Raw genomic sequence first — 16779 nt, forward strand, 5'->3', positions numbered from 1 at the left:
GGGCTCGTGGGCTGGTGGAGGCCGAGCTGGTCCCCAGCCTGGAAGAGCTTCTGGTGGCTGCCGGTGGAACCTGCCTGACCCTGAACGCGCTGAGCTGGTCTGCCGCAACAGCCACCGCCGAGCGACGGTCCCATCTGGAGGAGGAGCTCCTGGCCTACCGCGCCCAGCTGGATCTCTGGCTGAACCTGCTGGAGCCGTTGCTGCAAGAGCCTGATGGGCCCTTGGTACCGCCAACAGCCGAGGTGATCCCCACCGCCCTGGCCCTGCTGCAGAGCGAGCGTCGCCTGCTGCGCCAGATCGCCCCGCGCAGCTGGCCCACGCCCCCCTGGCGCCCGCCGCTTGACGCCGCCGGCTGGATCCGGGCCGACGTTCCCCTCAGCCCGGAACAGGCCGATCAACTTGCGGCCCTGGTGCACCTGCTCCCCCAGCACGAGCAGGCGGCTTTCACGGCCGCGCTCGCCTCAGACCTGGAGGCACTGCTCAGGCAGGCTGGCCCTGAAGCGACTGCACCAGAGCAGGCCTGCGGGCTCGACTGGGTCTGGGACCTGGCCGAAACGCTGGTCGGCGCCCTCAACAGCCGCGACCCCGAGCTGAGCGCCATCGCCTGTAAACTGCGGGGGCGGATGCTGGAGCGGGCTCTGCAGCTCCCGGACCCGGTTCAGCGAGCTGCCAGGTTGATCCGCTGCATCGACAGTGAGACCTGCAGCAGCGAAGCCACCACCGCCGTGGCGACGCTGGCCGCAGCCATCGACAGCGTGGTCCAGGAGATTGATCTGGCCTCAAGCCGCGGCGATGGCAAGCGGCGACGCCTGCTGCAACGTCAACTGGCCGAAGCAGTAAGGGGCGCCGGCAGCAACCTGCAGCTGCTGCGCGAGCTGGTGCTGCAACTCAGTCTGGAGAGTTGCAGTCAACTGCCCCAGCGGCAGCCACCCTCAGCCTGTCTGCTGTTGCTCAAGGGCCTGCTGCTGCTGGACGGCGCCGCTGTGACCCTGCTGCCGCTCCAGCGGCAGAAGGCCCTGGTGCAGCTATTCGAGCGACTGCTGCCGCGCGTGTGGTGGCAGGCCGATCTGCTGGCAGCCCTGCTGCGAGACCTGCGCCGGTTTCGACTCGATGTGAGCTGGCTCTCCAGCCATGGCGGTGCCGTGCTGGCCGGCACCATGCGCCTGCATCGCTACCTCGTGCCACCGACCGAGACGGCCGGTCAGCCAGGCGCGGATTCGGAAGCGCAGGGCCAGGAACTGCTGCGGCTGCAGCTTCTGGCCTTGCTGCGCCTCACCAGCGGAGTCAGGGACCGCACGAATCTGCTGCTGCGGGTGCAGGAGATGACCCCCGGCGACACGAGCCGCTGCTGGCTGGCTGGGGCTGAGGAGCCGCTTCTGGCGGCGGCCTGCTCGGGCTTCGGCACTTACACCACCTCGTTGCTGCGCCTCTATGGCGAGGCCTGCGGGGTGCCCGATCTGATGCCGCTGCTCCCCCCAGGCGAGGGGGTGGCTCAGGCCTTTGATCGGATCCTGGAGCACTGGCGGCGCCACGGCCCCCAACCCGGATCCGCCGCGCCCGGAGCCGTGCGGATTGCCGTGGTGATCACCACCTTCCGCCCGGATCTGGGTCGGCTGAGGCAAGCCTTGGAGGCCCTGCGCCTCCAGACCCTTCCCCCAGCCGAGGTGCTGGTGGTGGATGACGGCTCGCCGGCAGCGGAGGGTGAAGCCCTGGAGCAGCTCCTGGATCTCTTCCGCTACGGCCACGGGCTGCCGGTGCTCCTGCTGCGGCGGGAACGTAACCAGGGCCAGTACAGCTGCCGCAACCTGGCCCTTGCCGCCTGCCGCTCGGAGGTGCTCGCCATTCAGGACGACGACGACCTCTCTCACCCCCTGCGCCTGGAACACCAGGCGAGGGCCCTGGCACAGGGGGCCCTGGCTTGCTACTGCCAGCATGTGCGCTTCGAGGAGCTCAGTGGCCAGCCCCAACCCGATGGCGACGGTTTCCGTGCCATCGGCGATGGCATCACCTCCCTGATCGTGCGGCGGGACACGGCGGTGGCGCTGGGGGGGTTCTACCCCGTGCGCTCCCGCGGCGATGTGGAGTTCCGCAGCAGGTTGCAACGCCAGTTCGGCGAGGGGGCCATCGCCCGGCTGGGCCAACCGCTCTATCTGATGCGCGGTGGGGCCGGCACAATCTCCTCTGGCTTTGAATACGGCTGCAGCCTGCGGATGTCCACCTGGCGTCGGCTGATCAGACGGGAGCACCTGGTGTGACACCGTCAGCAGCAGCGATGCGGAAAGCCGCAGCCAGGGGCGATGCCGCAGGGAGCCGCAGCACAGCACCAGTGCTGATCGGACTCACCTCGATCCGGGGCCGGGAAAGGGCGTTGAAACGCACCTTGGACAGCTTGCTGCGGCAGTCCCTGCCCCCTGACGCCAGGCCCGTCTCCCTGCATCTGTTCCTCTCGCATGACCCCTACCTGCTGGATCTGGGCTTCACAGCGCTTCCACGCTTCCTCCAAAACCGCCAATGCCAGTCGCGCCAGCGCGGGATCCAGCTGCACTGCCACTTTGTGGAGAACACCGGCTCCTATCGCAAACTGCTGCCCTTGATCGGCCTGCTCGACGATCGAACAACAGCCCTGGATCCCTACCTGATCACGGCCGACGATGACACCCTGTATCCCCGGAACTGGCTGCGCCGGCTGCTGAATGCCCAGGACAGGCTGAACTGCGTGGTGGGCTTCCGGGGCCGCCGCATGGTGGTGGAAGAGGGGAGGATTGCCCCGTACCACCGCTGGATCAAACACGATCCCACGCTCACCGAGCCCCACCCGCTCACCGTGCCCACGGGCAAGGACGGCATCTGCTATCGACTGAGCCAGCTGCATCGCGACGTGCTGAACTGGCGCCAGGCCCTGCAGTTGGCGGGCCATGCCGACGACCTCTGGTTCAAGCACCACTCCCTGTTGCTGGGGGTGCCGAGCGCCTTGCTGAATGCCTCCCTCAGCCTCGAATTTCCTGAACTCACCGCTGCCGGTCGGCGCATCCGCCCTCACCGCAAAAGCCAAGCGCCCCACAGCCTGTTTCTGACGATCAACAAGCGTGGCGGCAATGACGCCGTACTCGAGCGACTGATGGATGCGAGCATCTACCCCCTCAGCGGCAAGCAGGGCCAGCCGAGCGGGTCGTCCCTCAAACCAGCCAGTGCAGGTTCGAGGCGCCCAGCTGTTGGCTGACGGCACGGCGCATAGAGGCTTCGGCTGAGCCCGACCAGGGAGCAAAGCCTGGCTGCGCTGACGCGGTGAGGTCGACAGCGCTGAAGGGCAACTCCATCAGGATGAAGCGGCACTCGGCGCCAGCGGGCATCCCTGCAACCTGGAGCAGGTGGCGAAGACTGAACGGCGCCCAGAGCGTCAGCGGCTGCTGCTCCGCCAGGCTGTTCAGGCCTGGCATCCAGTCCGCTGGCCACCGGGGCTGGCCGCCACAGGCAGGGCAGAGCTGCTCCGCACTGTGGATCACAAGGTGCCAAGAGGCGGCTTGCTGACCCGAATCAAGCAGAGCCTGCGGGTGGAAAGCAGCCACAGCGGGGCGGGTCGTGCCCTTCCAGTCGCCTGAGTCAGCCCAGTCAGTCAGCCCTCCGCTGCAGGCCTGAAACTGGCGCAGGCGCCAGGCCCACGTGAGCCGGCGGGTGGTTCTGATCCACAGCCAGTGATCGGTGACCGACTTGGAACGGCCGCGGAGCTGCTCATGCCGCAGCCAGGGCTTGGGCCCGGCAAAGTGCACCAGCGCCAGGCCTTCAATGCAGCCTTCGAGAAACTGAACAACATATTTGATGTTGCAGTTGAAATTGATCGGCAGCAGCTCAACCGGCTGATCCATCAGCAGCTGATTCCACACTTTCTGGTCGGCAAACAAATCCAGATAAGGGCAGACGGAATCAGCACTCGATCGAATCAGGGCCTGCATGCGGGTGAACATGGTGTCGGTCAGAGCACATCCCGGAATCGAGATCAGCCCCGAATTGATCACAGGCCGGCCGGTATGACCACTGACAACGCCATATGGGTTAGCACCACAATCAATCACTACCCGGAAGGCCGAGCCTGGAGCCCAGAGGCGATCCAGCGATCCGAACACCAGAACATCGGAATCGAGCACAATGACGCGCTCATAACCGCGAAGGCTCAGGGCATAGGTATTGAGATAGCCCAGGACACCAATCCGCTCGCGGTTTGCGGAGTCTCGCGGCAGGACGGTAACCCAGCTCGGATCCGGCGCCTCAAAGCTGATACGGGGATAAAGCTCAAGCAGTTCAGCCTGATCCAGCTGATTCAGTGAGCCATCGTGAAACACCACAAATGAACTGGACAGATCGGGATAGACCGACAGCAAGGACAACAGCAAACCGCGCAGGCCTGGCAGGAAGCGGTCATTGGCTACAGTGGCAAAGGCCACGTGGGAACCGGGGTCTACAGCAAGGGTCCGAACCGAGTCTCTCTGCGGCCAATACCGCTGCGGGCCATCATCGCGGTAGGTGAGCAGATCGAGGCGTGCGTAGGGAGGGAGAAGGGCTTTCGCCTTTTCCTCTGACAGTTGATTGGAGACACGCTTAAGACGTTGCGCCAGGCGGTCCCTCTGGCGACGTGCCAGATCCCTCTGATCGCGCAGACGATCAAAATCCTGCTGGCTGCGGCGGCGACCAAACAAGCGCTGTTACTGACGCCGGGAGATACCAAGCACAAAGCTGGCCACACCCCAACCCACGAGCAGCAGACCCACGAGGGAGAGCAACCCCTTCCACCGCCAATCAAGGGACTGCCCCGATGGGGTTTCCGGATTACTGAGCAGGACCAGGAACTTCAGCTGGCGCTGACTTTCAAGACGACTGTTGTCAGCAGCAAGCTGGGCTGCCTTGACAGAAGCCTCTGCAAACTCAACCTCGGTGGTGAGATTTCTAGACTCGACCAACTTCTGGTTGAAGTTCTTCGCATCAGAGCCAACGAGCTTGGAGCGCTCTACATCTATTTGTTGCCTCAGCTCAGCAATCTGGTCAGCAACAAAGGATACTTCAGGGCCATTTGGATCAAGAAACTGTCGCTTCAGGCGACCTTCTTCCACCTGAAGATCAATCAACCTGGCTTCCATGGCAGCAATGAAGCGGCTGGTGGCTTCAGCAGCAGCCTCGGGATTGATCTCGCCTTGACGGTCATTGAAAGCAGCCAAAGCCTGCTGCGCCTTGGCAAGCCGCTCACGGGCATTTTCAAGTTCCTGTTCAGCAAAAGTCTGCTGATTCCGGCTGATGTTCTGGTTGGAGGTGTTGAGAAAGTTTTCCGCCTCATCCAGAAGTAAGCGGTTAAGCTTGAAGGCCGTCGTTGGGTTCAAGCCAGTGGTCGTCATCTGAATGACGCCCGTCAGATCCTGCGGCACCACACTCACTTGACGACGGAAGAATGCCAGCTGCTGGTCAAAGGCTGCGTTCTTGGGAAGGCCTGCAAAAGGATCAGTGCCATTTCTGGCGTAAGTCTGCTCAGGCTCCAAGCTCAGGAAGACTCTCTCCATCACTTCTGGCGATGTGAGATAGACAGAGAGGAATCGGCCATCCTCGAGGGAACCCAGCATCGTGGGACCGGCAAGAACGGTACCCAGCAGGGAGGGAGTGACGTTATTAGGGGCTTGTGGCAATCGGACAATGAAATCCGACGTGACCTGATAGCGATTGCGACCTATCACTCCAAAGTAGAGAACCCCGCCCGCCAGAACCAAGGCGGCAATCCGCTTTGGCCCAGGGATCAACCAGCGACGCTGCTCGGGAGTCAGCCCTTTCCAACGTCGCCCTTCATCCTGAGCAGAATCGACGGGAGACCCGGACGGTTCATGGCGTGGGGGGCGGCCCACATTGGGAAGCTCGTCTTCGGCAAAACCGATGGCACGCATGATGCCTGACAGGGAGTGGCCCACACGACTGGCCAGACCTCCCGCCACCATGCCGATCTCCATGGCACGCATCTCGCTACGATCGCGCCAGCTGAGCCGACGCTCTCGCCTGGCGCGCACAGGCCTGGGGAGAGGTGCAGAATTGGGAGAGCGATCGTAAATCATTCCAATTACTGTATCACAAAAGAATCAGAAGCAAAGCGTGGCATATTCATCCCTCTGGCGGCTAAACCGGAGGGCAAGGACATAGGCCACAGGCAAGAGGGAAGAGAGAGGCTCAAAGTAAAATTAGGTGCAGAATATTTAGAAGAACTGAACACAGAATCTACTCCTCGTCTGCCAGCAAAAGAGTTTCATTGTTGTCATAGATAAAGAATCCAAGCCCCAGTAAAAACAATGTAGAGCCTATCAGGTAAACAGCTGAAACGCCAGGTATGGGATAGTCACTATTGAACGAATGTCGCAGTAGTTCAATGCCATGAGCCAACGGATTCCAGAGGATCCAGCCTCGGAAGATGTTGGGGATGGTGCTGATCGAAAAGAAGATGCAAGAAGTGAATAGGAGTAGACGCCTCACCGCCGTCCTGGCAATACTGGCAACAAATGGCAAACGATGTCCGATGATCAGTGTGACCAAGCCAACGCCAAAGGCAAGCAACGAGAGCATGATAAAGTAAAATACGGCAAGTCCTGGCTCCTCAACGATTGGCTTCCATTCGTACACAAATGAGGAAAATATAAATGCAAGCAACAAAAGCGAGAAGACCTGGGTATCAAGAACGGCAGAGCCAAGTAGGTAGTCGATAGGGCGAATTCGGCTATAATAAGTGAGTTTTGCGCTCTTTTTGACTCCTCCAAGCGCTTTCAGTGCCACTTCTGAAAACATAAAAAATCCGACAAACCCAATGGCCATCCATAGCACGGGGTTGATATAGTCTGGTTGGAGACTCGCTTGACTACCAAAAAGGCGGAATGACATAAAGATAGCGATAAAGAGAAGCGGCTCTACAAACACTCCCAGTACACCCATCGGTCCTTTTGCCGCTCTCATTTGCAGTTCGCGCTTGGCAATCGCGTTGACAATACGAACTTGAAGAAGCAGTTTCTGAATAATCATCAGTTACCCAACCTCCCGAGCAGGTTGCCGCACTGTCTGACTCGGCCGCGGAGCTTGTGGCCCATCAAAGATCGGTGCCTCAAGCAGATCATCCATGGTCCCCTGAAGATCCTCTTCAACATCTGAATGCTGCCTTAAATGCCGAGACAGTGATCTTTCCTTACGCGCTGCCTGGGCTTCTTTTGCCAAGACAGCACAATCATCAAGTGATCCCCTGTAAATGATGGCTCCATCCTTCAGTACAATGCCTTCATTGCAGTAGTCCAATGCAAAGTTTTGAGAATTTGATGCCTCTGCAACCAATGTTCTCCCCTCCAAGCGGCGATCAACCAGTCGCCTGACTTGATTCATGAAGGGGACATCAGCCCGACAATTCCAACCATCCCATCGCATCACGGGATAGACGTTAAACTGAAAAGCCAAAGACAACGCCAGCTTCAACCTATCTTTCATGCCCGAAGTATACTTTTCAAGGGGCTCATCAAAAGAACTACCCAAGTCACAAAGCTTTCTTATGAAGTCAACCTCTCGCTCATCGTCTTCATAGACCCCATAAACAGAAACGAGAAATTCTGCATTAGCCCGGCCCGTGAGTACAGGCATCAGAGGCATTCTGGAGCCAATCAACCAGGACGACGAACCACCAACGAAAAGGTCGCCGCTGTTGACCATTTCATGCCCCGCCAGGCAGTTCAGAAAGGCACGACTGGTCTCCACTGAGGCCGCGAAAAGGGCGATTTTGCTTCCTGCCTCGATCGTGAGGGAGAGATCATCCAGCACTGTCAGCGTGCGGCTACCGCCCAGAGAAACCCGCTTGCTGACCTGGTCAAAGACGACAGTGCCCTGTTCGAGATCAGAAGGGCTCCTGGTTGGCAGGAGCCGCAATGCCTTGAACTGCGAGCTCGCCACGGTCCATCCAGGCAAGGGCGCTCAATGGTAGCCGCCTCTGGCAGCGGGATTCAAGCCTTGACAGGCAGGCCAGCAGGGCCTGCCTGCCCACCAGCGCGAACAGCGGCCTGGGCAGCCAGCCGGTGAGCGGCCCCGGTTGCAACTCGAGGGCCGCCTTGGCTGAGGCCACCAGCATGGCGTTCTCAGCCCGCAGGCAAGCTTCCAGTTCGAGGCGTACTCCCTGCCCTGGGCCCGAATCGGGAAGGCCTTGGAGCTGACAGTCCATGAGTTGGATCTGCACGCTGTCACCGCTCCAACTGGCGTTAAACCAGAACTGGGGCTGCAGCTGCCATGGACCCGCCACAATGGCTCTGGAGGAGTAGTGGAAACGCCCCGCAGACAGCCGCTTCAGTCGCTGACGGCTGAGCAGGGCCGCCAACACCCGTCCAGGGTGGCGCAGGTAGGCACGCAGGAGGGCGTCGCTTGCCTGAGGGCGTTGCTGGGCCAGCGGCGCCGCACCGAACAGGTCGACCAGACAGTGACGCGACTCACTCAGCCGGAGCAGTTCACGGCTCATGGCAGCGTAGGGAGCAGGTCTTCAAGCTCACAGACCGGGAAGCGATTGATGGCCTTCAGGGCGGAGCGGGAATTGTCACGGAGCTGCTGGCTGACGGCGACCCCATAGGGAATCTGGGCCAACAGGTCCACCGTGCGGCGCAGAACCCTCACCACATCGCCCTCATCGAGTGACGTGTTGGCCATCAAGTCGGCCCAGGGGGTTCCAGACGCCCAGGCATGGACAAGTCCGGTGAGCTCAGGTTCCCACCAGATCGGGACCACGACCCCGGCCTGCTCCTGCAGTCGACCGAGCTCACGGCGCAGCCCACGCAGGCTGTGGAGGGCCTCCTCCACCGCAGGCGGTGGGCCCCAGGAGCACCACAGATCAGGCCGGTTGACCTCGGTGGAAATGGCCTCAAGCGTGGCGGCCAGCTCGGCTGGATCGAGCTCGTCACAATGGCCGCTGATCAGGGCCAGGCCCAGCCAGAGCTCATTGTCGCCCCGCAATGCAGCCACGGTGAGCCCCACATCCGTAGGTTGCAGCCCCTCTGAACCGGCCAGCGCACCGAAAAAGCGAAGAATCTCAATCAGTGCCAGGAACGTGTCCCAATGGCGGTTGGAGCGGAAGTGCAACAGCCTCTGACGCTCCGCGATCTCCTCGTTAAGCTCCTCCATGCGACGGCGATGGCGCTTGAGTTGCTTGCGATCCCCCCAACGGTGGGCGGCGTGGGTCGTCAGGGAACGCTCCAAAGCCTCAACACACTCAGCCTGATTGCGCACCTCGGCCGCCAGGTCGTAGTGGGGAGTAGTCATGTCGTGCCGGCGCGCCATGGAGGCCACGGCCAAGGCAAGCCCCCCACTCTGCTGATCACCATGGCGAATCTCGCCGGTATGGACGAGTTGCGGGGTCTCAAGGTCGCTCACCTGAAGGCAGCTCAGTTCGGCATGAAGGCTGACAACGGCACTGCAAGGCACCAGAATCCAGACGTTGTCGTCCGTCAGACACAGCAACAAGGGGAACTGGCCAGGCCCGGGTGGCTTGCGCACAATCACCGCCGGGGTAACTCGACCCCGAAGCGGCGGTGCCTTGAGGCTGACCAGCGTGCCCACGCTGGCAAACTGCAGCGCTGCCGTGAGCTCATGGACCAGGGTCTCCTCGGCCTGATGTTGCAAGGTACGCAGCAGGCGCCTCTCCTCTCTGAGCCTGCCCCGCTGCTTTTCGTAGTCCTCAAAAGCCTCCCACGGCACATCGTCAGCATTGGTTTCAAGGGCGCTGAGCTGGAGCATCAACTCGTTGATGCGGGCCTCATCCTCCACTAGATCGAGCGTGGCGAGATAGCGGCCAAAGCTGCGTTCAACCAACTCCTTCGCCTTGGCGAGGTCATAGCGCTGCAACAGGTTCAGGACCATGCCGTAGCTGGGCGTGAACTGGCTCACCAGTGGATCGGCTGGTGCAGTGGCCAGCTGACCCGCCTCGCGCACGCCCTCATAGCGACTCTGCACTGTCACCACATAGCCCTGCACGTCGAGACCTCGACGACCTGCCCGTCCTGCCATCTGCAGAAACTCGCTGCCCGTCAGTGAGCGATGGCCACGCTCCGTGCGCTTGGAGAGTGAAGACACCACTGTGGTTCGGGCCGGCATGTTGATGCCTGCAGCCAAGGTTTCCGTGGCAAAGACAACCTTGATCAGACCCTGCTGGAACAGAGCCTCAATCAATTCCTTCCAGGCCGGCAGCACTCCAGCATGGTGAGAGGCAATGCCCCGCAAGAGGGGCTCGGCATAGCCATCCCGAACAGCCTCTGGGCTGGAGGCAGCGAAAGAATCCAATTGCTGCTGAAGACGCAAGCGCTCTTCATCTGACACAAGATTCAGCCTGGCCAGATCACGCACTCCCTTATCACAGCCGCGTCGGCTGAAAATAAAGTAGATCGCGGGCAGCATGTCCCGCTCAGCCAACTTCTGAACCACAAAAGCCAGCGGTGCAGGCTCCGGCTGCGGAGGCCTGGCAGCGCCAGGGCCCTTGCGGCGAGCACCCTTGGGGGCCCGCCAGACTTTGCTGTTCGGGTGTAGATCCGTACCTGCATCATTGAGCAGAGGATGCAGGCCTTTGGCGCTGCAGAAGCTGAAGCTCAATGGCACAGGACGGTGGGTGCTGATGACCAATTGCGTAGGACCATGCACACGGCAGAGCCAATCAGTGAGTTGATCAGCGTTGGCGACTGTGGCGGAGAGGGCCACAAGCTGAATGGATGGGGGGCAATGAATGATCGACTCTTCCCAGACGGTGCCCCGCTGGGTGTCATTCATGTAGTGACACTCATCCAGAACAACAGCTTCTACATCCCGCAACGGATCATCATCAGGATGATCAATTTCGGCATAGAGCATATTACGAAAGATCTCGGTTGTCATCACGACAATTGGTGCATCTCGATTGAGACTGAGATCACCGGTGAGCAGACCAACTCGATCATCACCAAATTGTTCCTTGAAATCCCGAAGCTTCTGATTTGATAGGGCCTTCAGGGGGGTAGTGTAGAACACGCGATGACCATGGGAGATTGCCCGATGAATGGCATATTCCCCAATCAGGGTTTTCCCGCTTCCAGTGGGAGCACTGACAACAACGGAAAGGCCATTATTTAAGGCTTCAACTGCAGCCATCTGGAAGTCATCCAGAACAAGACCATCGCCGAATGCGCCTAAAGGTCCTGCGTTCAAAGCAAACCGCAATCGATGCTCACCTATCCTAACCGATTCGTTGCTGCCTCCCAGAATTGCCATTGGGCTTGAGGAAGACCTAATGGATTACCAGCCGGAGCCGAGGTTACTTCTATCCATTCGGGATCAATCCACCCAAGCTACGGATTGACTGCCATCTACCTGGCTAGCGAAATAGTAGATTGTTCGCTCAATGGCATGGCCAACATAGCGTCCGCAGAATTTTGTTCCGCCGGAAGACTTCTGCCTATAATCAACTTGGCCAAGCCTTGAGAAGTAGCGATGGAGAAAGCCTGCATCCGCCGCGAACATGGACCCCATGCAGAAAGAATCATTGCGGGCCGCATCCACAGACAAGTCAAGTTGCTCCAAATAGTCATAAAGCATGTTTTTATTGGCTCCAAAACCTGTTTGCCTGCAAAGGGAACTCGCGACAATGGACCGCATACCATGTGTCAGCAGCTCAGTTGTATCAAATACATTTGAATACGAGCCACAGATTGGCTGAAGGGCTTCGTCTGTCCATGCAACACCGCCATCTGGGCCAAGATTGGCAGACTTCTTAGTCTGAATCTTGTAAATTACGCCAGACTTGATGAGCAGGCCTTGCTGGAATGCCAAATGGAATGACGACCAGTCCTCGCCATAATTCGTCATGCGAAACCACTCATGATTAGACCCCCCCGTACAGAGAGAGCCGAGGAAGTCATCCATAACTGAATCTTGAATACGATCATTCACAACCAAGACAAGAATCTTCGCTCCAAGCCGAGCCAGCGTTCGGAGATAGAGATGCAAACCGCAAAGAATGTCGTAATAATAGCAGTGAACGACAACTTGGATGGAAACATCAGGGGCAACCCGATCTAACTTTGCTTGCACTGCAAATCGCCGATCCAACAATCTTGCCGAGCTTAGGATTTGCCTTGGCTCATAGATTCCATTTGCGAGATAATGCTTGACAACCTCAAGAGGGCTCAAGGAGCGCAAGTCTTCATTCAGATCTCGATAGTCTCTCCAGTTAAACGATACACAGATTCTTTTTGCATCTCCTCGAAACTTTGAATCCGAAAGCTTATCCTTAAGGAATGCTGAAGCCGATGGGAAGACATTTTGATCGCCACGGCGCGATCGAAAGTGCTGATAGGCCGCTTCTGGATCCAACGACTGCAAATCCTTGGAGCACGTCGAAAGATAGAATTGAGCATCAAACTCAGATGGCAACAATGGATGGCTCTTACTTGGCTCAGATCTCATGTCTTGATCATCGCTTACTCGATCTTAGGGGTGGAGCATAGATTATCTCTGGAAGTTGATTCAAGTCTGACCATTCGGGAATATCAATGGTCAATAAACTCAGCAATGGCATGAGCAGTGCACACACTGAAGGAGCATGGATAGAGCGGGTTTCACTGAGCTCTAAAACCTCACGCTTGAGAAAAAGAAAGCCTCGCGACATCAATAAAGCCCAGCAGGCCTGGGATGGATTGTATTGCAGACCTGCCTTGGGAATCCACTCAGATGAAAAATCATTAATCAATGATTTAATATTATTCGCACAGACCAGCCCATCTTCATCTTCAAGAAGGTCCACCATTTTACGTGATAGTACCTTCATCTCTTCAAAAGCAGCCACATCGGGAAGGCCATGATGAAATAGCAAGGATCTGGCTAGCAAACCTTGTGAAAGGGCAAATCTCGTTAGCTTCAATTCTCCGTTTTTGATTGCATATGTGCGAGACGCTTCTTTCGTTGAGTTCAGGCCACGAAGATAGTCACCAAGGAACCTGCCAAAGGTTTTTGCCTCAAACATGCGTTGCGACATGCTGAAGAAGAACGTCTGAATGTGAAAGGTGCGATCCTCATAGGAGCTTGTGATTCCTACTAGATCAGCCTCATCCGGTGGATCCACCAAGGCGTCAAGGAAAGGATCGCCATGGAAGCCATGGCTGGCGATATTCAGCATACTGCTATTGATCACAACATATCGCTTGGAGCCCAAAAGACCGTGCTCCATCAAAATCTTTCGAGCCGCTTGAAGAGAGCCAAAGTCATAACCACTATTTCCTCTTTGAATGACAGCCACCGACATCGATACAAGCTTTTCACACCAAAGGTCCGATAGCTTTGTGGAGACTAACACCACTCGGTAGCCACATTCGATGGCGGAGGAAATGACTTTCAGGTATCCTGCAGAGATCAATCCCCTGTGATGATAGTGAATAAATAGTACCGTCACCGTTGACAAGGATGTGGCAAGCTTGTCAAGACCAATGATCTTGGATTCAGTGGCCAGTTCACCACGCCGCAAATTTTTGCTTTCGCTGTGGCCACGAACACTCAATCGTAGCACCATTCCCCTATAGAGCTTTTGAATGGTCTTGAATAGTCTACGCATTGAGCCTAGGGGATTAGGTCTAGAAAGGCGGAGGCTTGACCCATCCCTTCCTTAATCTCATCTATTTTACCACTCATCTCGCCACTGCCCACTTGCTTCAGCTTTACTGGAGCTGCGAGAACATCCAAATGATTATCATTGCCCTGATGGCCATCTCGTTGATGATCAAGCCGTTGCTTTAGTTGTGTGGATTTTTGCCAGGAGATTGCCCTACATTGCTACAGTTGCGTGGGATGGACTGTGCATCATCGGCACATCTCCCTGCCCTGCAGCGCGTCTTGCGCCAGATCACGGCCAGCACACTGCCCAGCACCGCATGGACCACGGCAGAAATCGCACCGGGCAGGGCGGTGAGCGGTGAGATGGCGAAGCCGGAGCGTGCCAGAACCACAGCCAATCCAGAGTTCTGCATCCCCACTTCGAGGCTGACAGTGCGCCTCACAGCTTGCGGCTGACGCAGCAACGCCGGGATCAACCAGCCCAGCAGAAAACCACCGGCGTGGAGCAGGAGGGTGGCCAGCAGCAACAGGCGTCCCTGCTCCAACAGAGCATCGCGCTGGCTGCCGACGATGCTGGCCACGATCAACACGATGGCCAGCACTGCCAGAGGGGGCATCGCCGGTGCGATCCGCCTGGCCAGCGGTGGGCTGATCCGCTTGAGCACCACCCCCAGGACCACCGGCAGCAAGACCACCTGCAGCACATCCAGCAGCAGCCTCCAGCCGTCCACCGGTACGTAGCGGCCGGCCAATCCGCTGGTGAGCAGCGGCGTGAGCAGCACGGCCAGCAGGGTGCTCACCGTGGTCATCACCACCGAGAGGGCCACATCGGCCCGGGCGATCAGGGCCACCACATTGCTGGCGGTACCGCCGGGGCAGCACCCCACCAGGATCAATCCCACGGCGAGGGGGGGCTGGAGCTGCAACCACCAGGCCACCAGGGCGGCCAGCAGGGGCATCACCAGGAACTGGGCGGCCACGCCGATCAGCGCCGGAAGCGGCCTCAGCAGCACCCGACGGAAATCAGCCGGCTCCAGATCGAGGCCCATGCCCAGCATGATCAGGGCCAGGGCGGCCACGATCCAGCCACCCTGCAGCCAGCTGAACAGCCCCGGGAACGGCAGGGCCAGCAGCACAGCCAGCAGGGTCCAGACGGGAAAGAGAACGGTGAAGCGCTCCAAAGGAATGCCGGAACTGTGGGGTCGGAACCTTAATCTGCAGTGATGGCCAATCGGGTTGAGGGGGCGCTTCAGGCCGGCGCGTCGAGCTGGCAGGAGGAGCTCCACCAGGCGTTGGCCGCCATCCCTGCTGACGGCCTGCGTCGTTTGCGCAGCCTCTCGGCACGGGGTGCAGCCCGCCTGACGCCAGACCAGGGCCCACCCCTGCTGGACCTCGCCAGCAACGACTACCTGGGCCTGGCCCAGCATGACGCGGTCGTGGCAGCGGCAAGGCAGGTCATGGACGAACAGGGTGTCGGTTCCGGCGGCTCGCGCCTGGTGAGTGGCACCCGGCCTGTGCACACGGCCCTCGAACAGCAGCTGGCCACCTGGCTCGGTCGTGAGCGGGCGCTGCTCTTCCCGAGTGGCTTCCAGGCCAACCTGGCCGCGGTGACGGCCCTGGCCGATCGGCACAGCCTGGTGCTGGCCGATCGGCTGATCCACCACTCGCTGCTGATGGGCGTCAGGGCCAGCGGAGCCCAGCTGAGACGCTTCCGCCACAACGACCTCAGCGATCTGGAGCGACGGTTGGCCGGAGCGCGTCGGATCGATCCCGCTCAGCGCCTGGTGGTGCTCAGTGAGAGCCTGTACTCGATGCAGGGCACCAGCCCAGCCGTCGCGGACCTGGCCGCGCTCTGCGCCGCCCACGGCGCAGCCCTGGTGCTGGATGAGGCCCACGCCCTGGGGGTGCTGGGGCAGGCAGGACGAGGTCTGGGCCATGGCCTGCCATCCATCGCCCTGATCAGCGGCACCTTGGGCAAGGCCTTCGGCAGCGGCGGGGCCTTCCTGGCCGGCGACGAGCTCACGATCGAATGGCTGCTGCAGACCAGTGGCGCCTTTCGCTACACCACCGCCCTGGCCCCGCCGCTGGCCGCTGCGGCGCTGGCCGCCCTGGACGAGATCCAGCAGCGGGATCGAGGGCCAGCCCTGCTGGCTCGCGCCCAGTGCTGGCGACAGGCTCTGGAGGCGGCGGGCTGGCCCCGGCCGGCTGGGGAGGGGCCGATCCTCCCGCTGCTGGTGGGTGAGGACGGCGCTGCCCTGGCCCTGCAGGCCCGGCTGGAGGCGGCCGGCCTGCTCACGGTGGCGATCCGCCCCCCCACGGTGCCCCTGGGCACCGCCAGGCTGCGGCTGGTGCTGCGCCACGATCTTCCCCGCGGCAGCCTGCCGCGGCTGCTCCAGGCCCTTGGTCCTCCATCCCCCGTCGGCCCATGCAAGTGATCGCCATGCACGGCTGGCTGGGGGACAGCCGCGGCTGGGCCCCCCTGGCAGCAGCGGCCCGTCGCCAGGGCTGGCCGTGGCAGAGCGCTGATCGGGGCTACGGCCCCAGCGCACCTGTGCAGCCGCAGTGGCTGGACGCGGAGGGGCCGCGGGTGGTGGTGGGACACTCGCTTGGGCCCCACCTGCTGCCGGCGGACCTGCTGCGCCAGGCCGATGCCGTGGTGCTGCTGGCCAGCTTCGGACGCTTCGTTCCCTCCGGTGCCGCCGGACGGCCCCTGATCAGCGCCCTCAGGGCCATGGCCCAGCAGCTGCAAGGGCCGGAGGCCCAAGCCATGCTGCGACGCTTTCTGGAGAAGGCGGCGGCACCGCAGCCGCTCAGCGCTCTGCCGGTGTCGATCCTCGACAGCCCGCTGAGCGCCGAGGGGCGCGAGCGGCTGCTGCACGATCTGATCCTGCTCCAGCACTGCGAGGCGCTGCCCGAGGGGTTCCCCACCCAGGCCCGCTGCCTCGTGGTGGAGGCTGAACAGGATCAGATCGTGGGCCCCGAGGCCAGGGCCTGGCTGCAGAGGGCCCTGCCCGCAGCAGAGCGGATCGGGGTGGAGGGGGCAGGCCATGCCCTGCTGGTGCCGTCCTGGTTGGAGATGGTGATCGGCTGGCTCCGGGAGCTCTGAGCATGGGAGATCACACCGTGGAGGACGCCAGGGCCGCCCAGGCCTTCGCCCGCCAGGCCTCGAGCTACGAC

The 16779-nt window shown here is 60.4% G+C and carries 13 protein-coding genes; 4 read left to right on the forward strand and 9 right to left on the reverse strand.

Annotated elements, in window-relative coordinates:
• Window positions 1-2255 (forward strand): glycosyltransferase family 2 protein (locus IQ216_RS04200; protein ID WP_228007121.1); only part of this gene is annotated, 2255 nt, incomplete at its 5' end.
• 125 nt (window positions 2256-2380) lie between these two features.
• Window positions 2381-3220, forward strand: coding sequence for a hypothetical protein (locus tag IQ216_RS04205; RefSeq protein WP_228007122.1), 840 nt, complete (start codon window positions 2381-2383; stop codon window positions 3218-3220).
• On the opposite strand, the gene IQ216_RS04210 is transcribed toward IQ216_RS04205, so the two are convergent.
• The 9 genes from IQ216_RS04210 to IQ216_RS04250 form a co-directional block, all read right to left on the reverse strand.
• Window positions 3177-4691: a glycosyltransferase gene (locus IQ216_RS04210; protein ID WP_193814463.1), complete on the reverse strand. Its 1515-nt coding sequence runs from the start codon at window positions 4689-4691 to the stop codon at window positions 3177-3179. The genes IQ216_RS04205 and IQ216_RS04210 overlap by 44 nt on opposite strands.
• 6 nt (window positions 4692-4697) lie before the next feature.
• Window positions 4698-5981, reverse strand: coding sequence for a sugar ABC transporter (locus tag IQ216_RS04215; RefSeq protein ID WP_193814464.1), 1284 nt, complete (start codon window positions 5979-5981; stop codon window positions 4698-4700).
• Between the two features lie 262 nt (window positions 5982-6243).
• Window positions 6244-7035, reverse strand: coding sequence for an ABC transporter permease (locus IQ216_RS04220; RefSeq protein WP_193814465.1), 792 nt, complete (start codon window positions 7033-7035; stop codon window positions 6244-6246).
• A gap of 3 nt (window positions 7036-7038) precedes the next feature.
• Window positions 7039-7944, reverse strand: coding sequence for a hypothetical protein (locus tag IQ216_RS04225; RefSeq protein ID WP_193814466.1), 906 nt, complete (start codon window positions 7942-7944; stop codon window positions 7039-7041).
• Window positions 7889-8500 carry a DUF1997 domain-containing protein gene (locus IQ216_RS04230; protein ID WP_193814467.1) on the reverse strand — a complete coding sequence of 204 codons (612 nt, stop codon included), beginning with the start codon at window positions 8498-8500 and terminating at the stop codon, window positions 7889-7891. The genes IQ216_RS04225 and IQ216_RS04230 overlap by 56 nt, the downstream gene beginning before the upstream one ends.
• A complete protein-coding gene (locus IQ216_RS04235; protein ID WP_193814468.1) occupies window positions 8497-11268 on the reverse strand; it encodes a DEAD/DEAH box helicase in 2772 nt (923 codons plus the stop codon). The genes IQ216_RS04230 and IQ216_RS04235 overlap by 4 nt, the downstream gene beginning before the upstream one ends.
• Before the next feature lie 63 nt (window positions 11269-11331).
• Window positions 11332-12462, reverse strand: a complete 1131-nt coding sequence (locus IQ216_RS04240; RefSeq protein WP_193814469.1) for a rhamnan synthesis F family protein — start codon at window positions 12460-12462, stop codon at window positions 11332-11334.
• Window positions 12463-12469: 7 nt separating this feature from the next.
• The gene (locus IQ216_RS04245; protein ID WP_193814470.1) at window positions 12470-13561 is read right to left on the reverse strand and encodes a hypothetical protein; all 1092 of its coding nucleotides are present in this window, start codon (window positions 13559-13561) and stop codon (window positions 12470-12472) included.
• A gap of 220 nt (window positions 13562-13781) precedes the next feature.
• A complete protein-coding gene (locus IQ216_RS04250; protein WP_193814472.1) occupies window positions 13782-14789 on the reverse strand; it encodes a bile acid:sodium symporter family protein in 1008 nt (335 codons plus the stop codon).
• A 36-nt stretch (window positions 14790-14825) separates the two neighbouring features.
• Here IQ216_RS04250 and IQ216_RS04255 point away from each other — a divergent pair, with 36 nt between their 5' ends.
• A complete protein-coding gene (locus IQ216_RS04255; RefSeq protein ID WP_193814471.1) occupies window positions 14826-16037 on the forward strand; it encodes an aminotransferase class I/II-fold pyridoxal phosphate-dependent enzyme in 1212 nt (403 codons plus the stop codon).
• Window positions 16028-16708 carry an alpha/beta fold hydrolase gene (locus tag IQ216_RS04260; RefSeq protein WP_228007125.1) on the forward strand — a complete coding sequence of 227 codons (681 nt, stop codon included), beginning with the start codon at window positions 16028-16030 and terminating at the stop codon, window positions 16706-16708. The genes IQ216_RS04255 and IQ216_RS04260 overlap by 10 nt, the downstream gene beginning before the upstream one ends.
• Window positions 16709-16779: the final 71 nt, after the last annotated feature.

This window comes from Cyanobium sp. LEGE 06143 (assembly GCF_015207535.1).
Lineage (GTDB): Bacteria > Cyanobacteriota > Cyanobacteriia > PCC-6307 > Cyanobiaceae > NIES-981.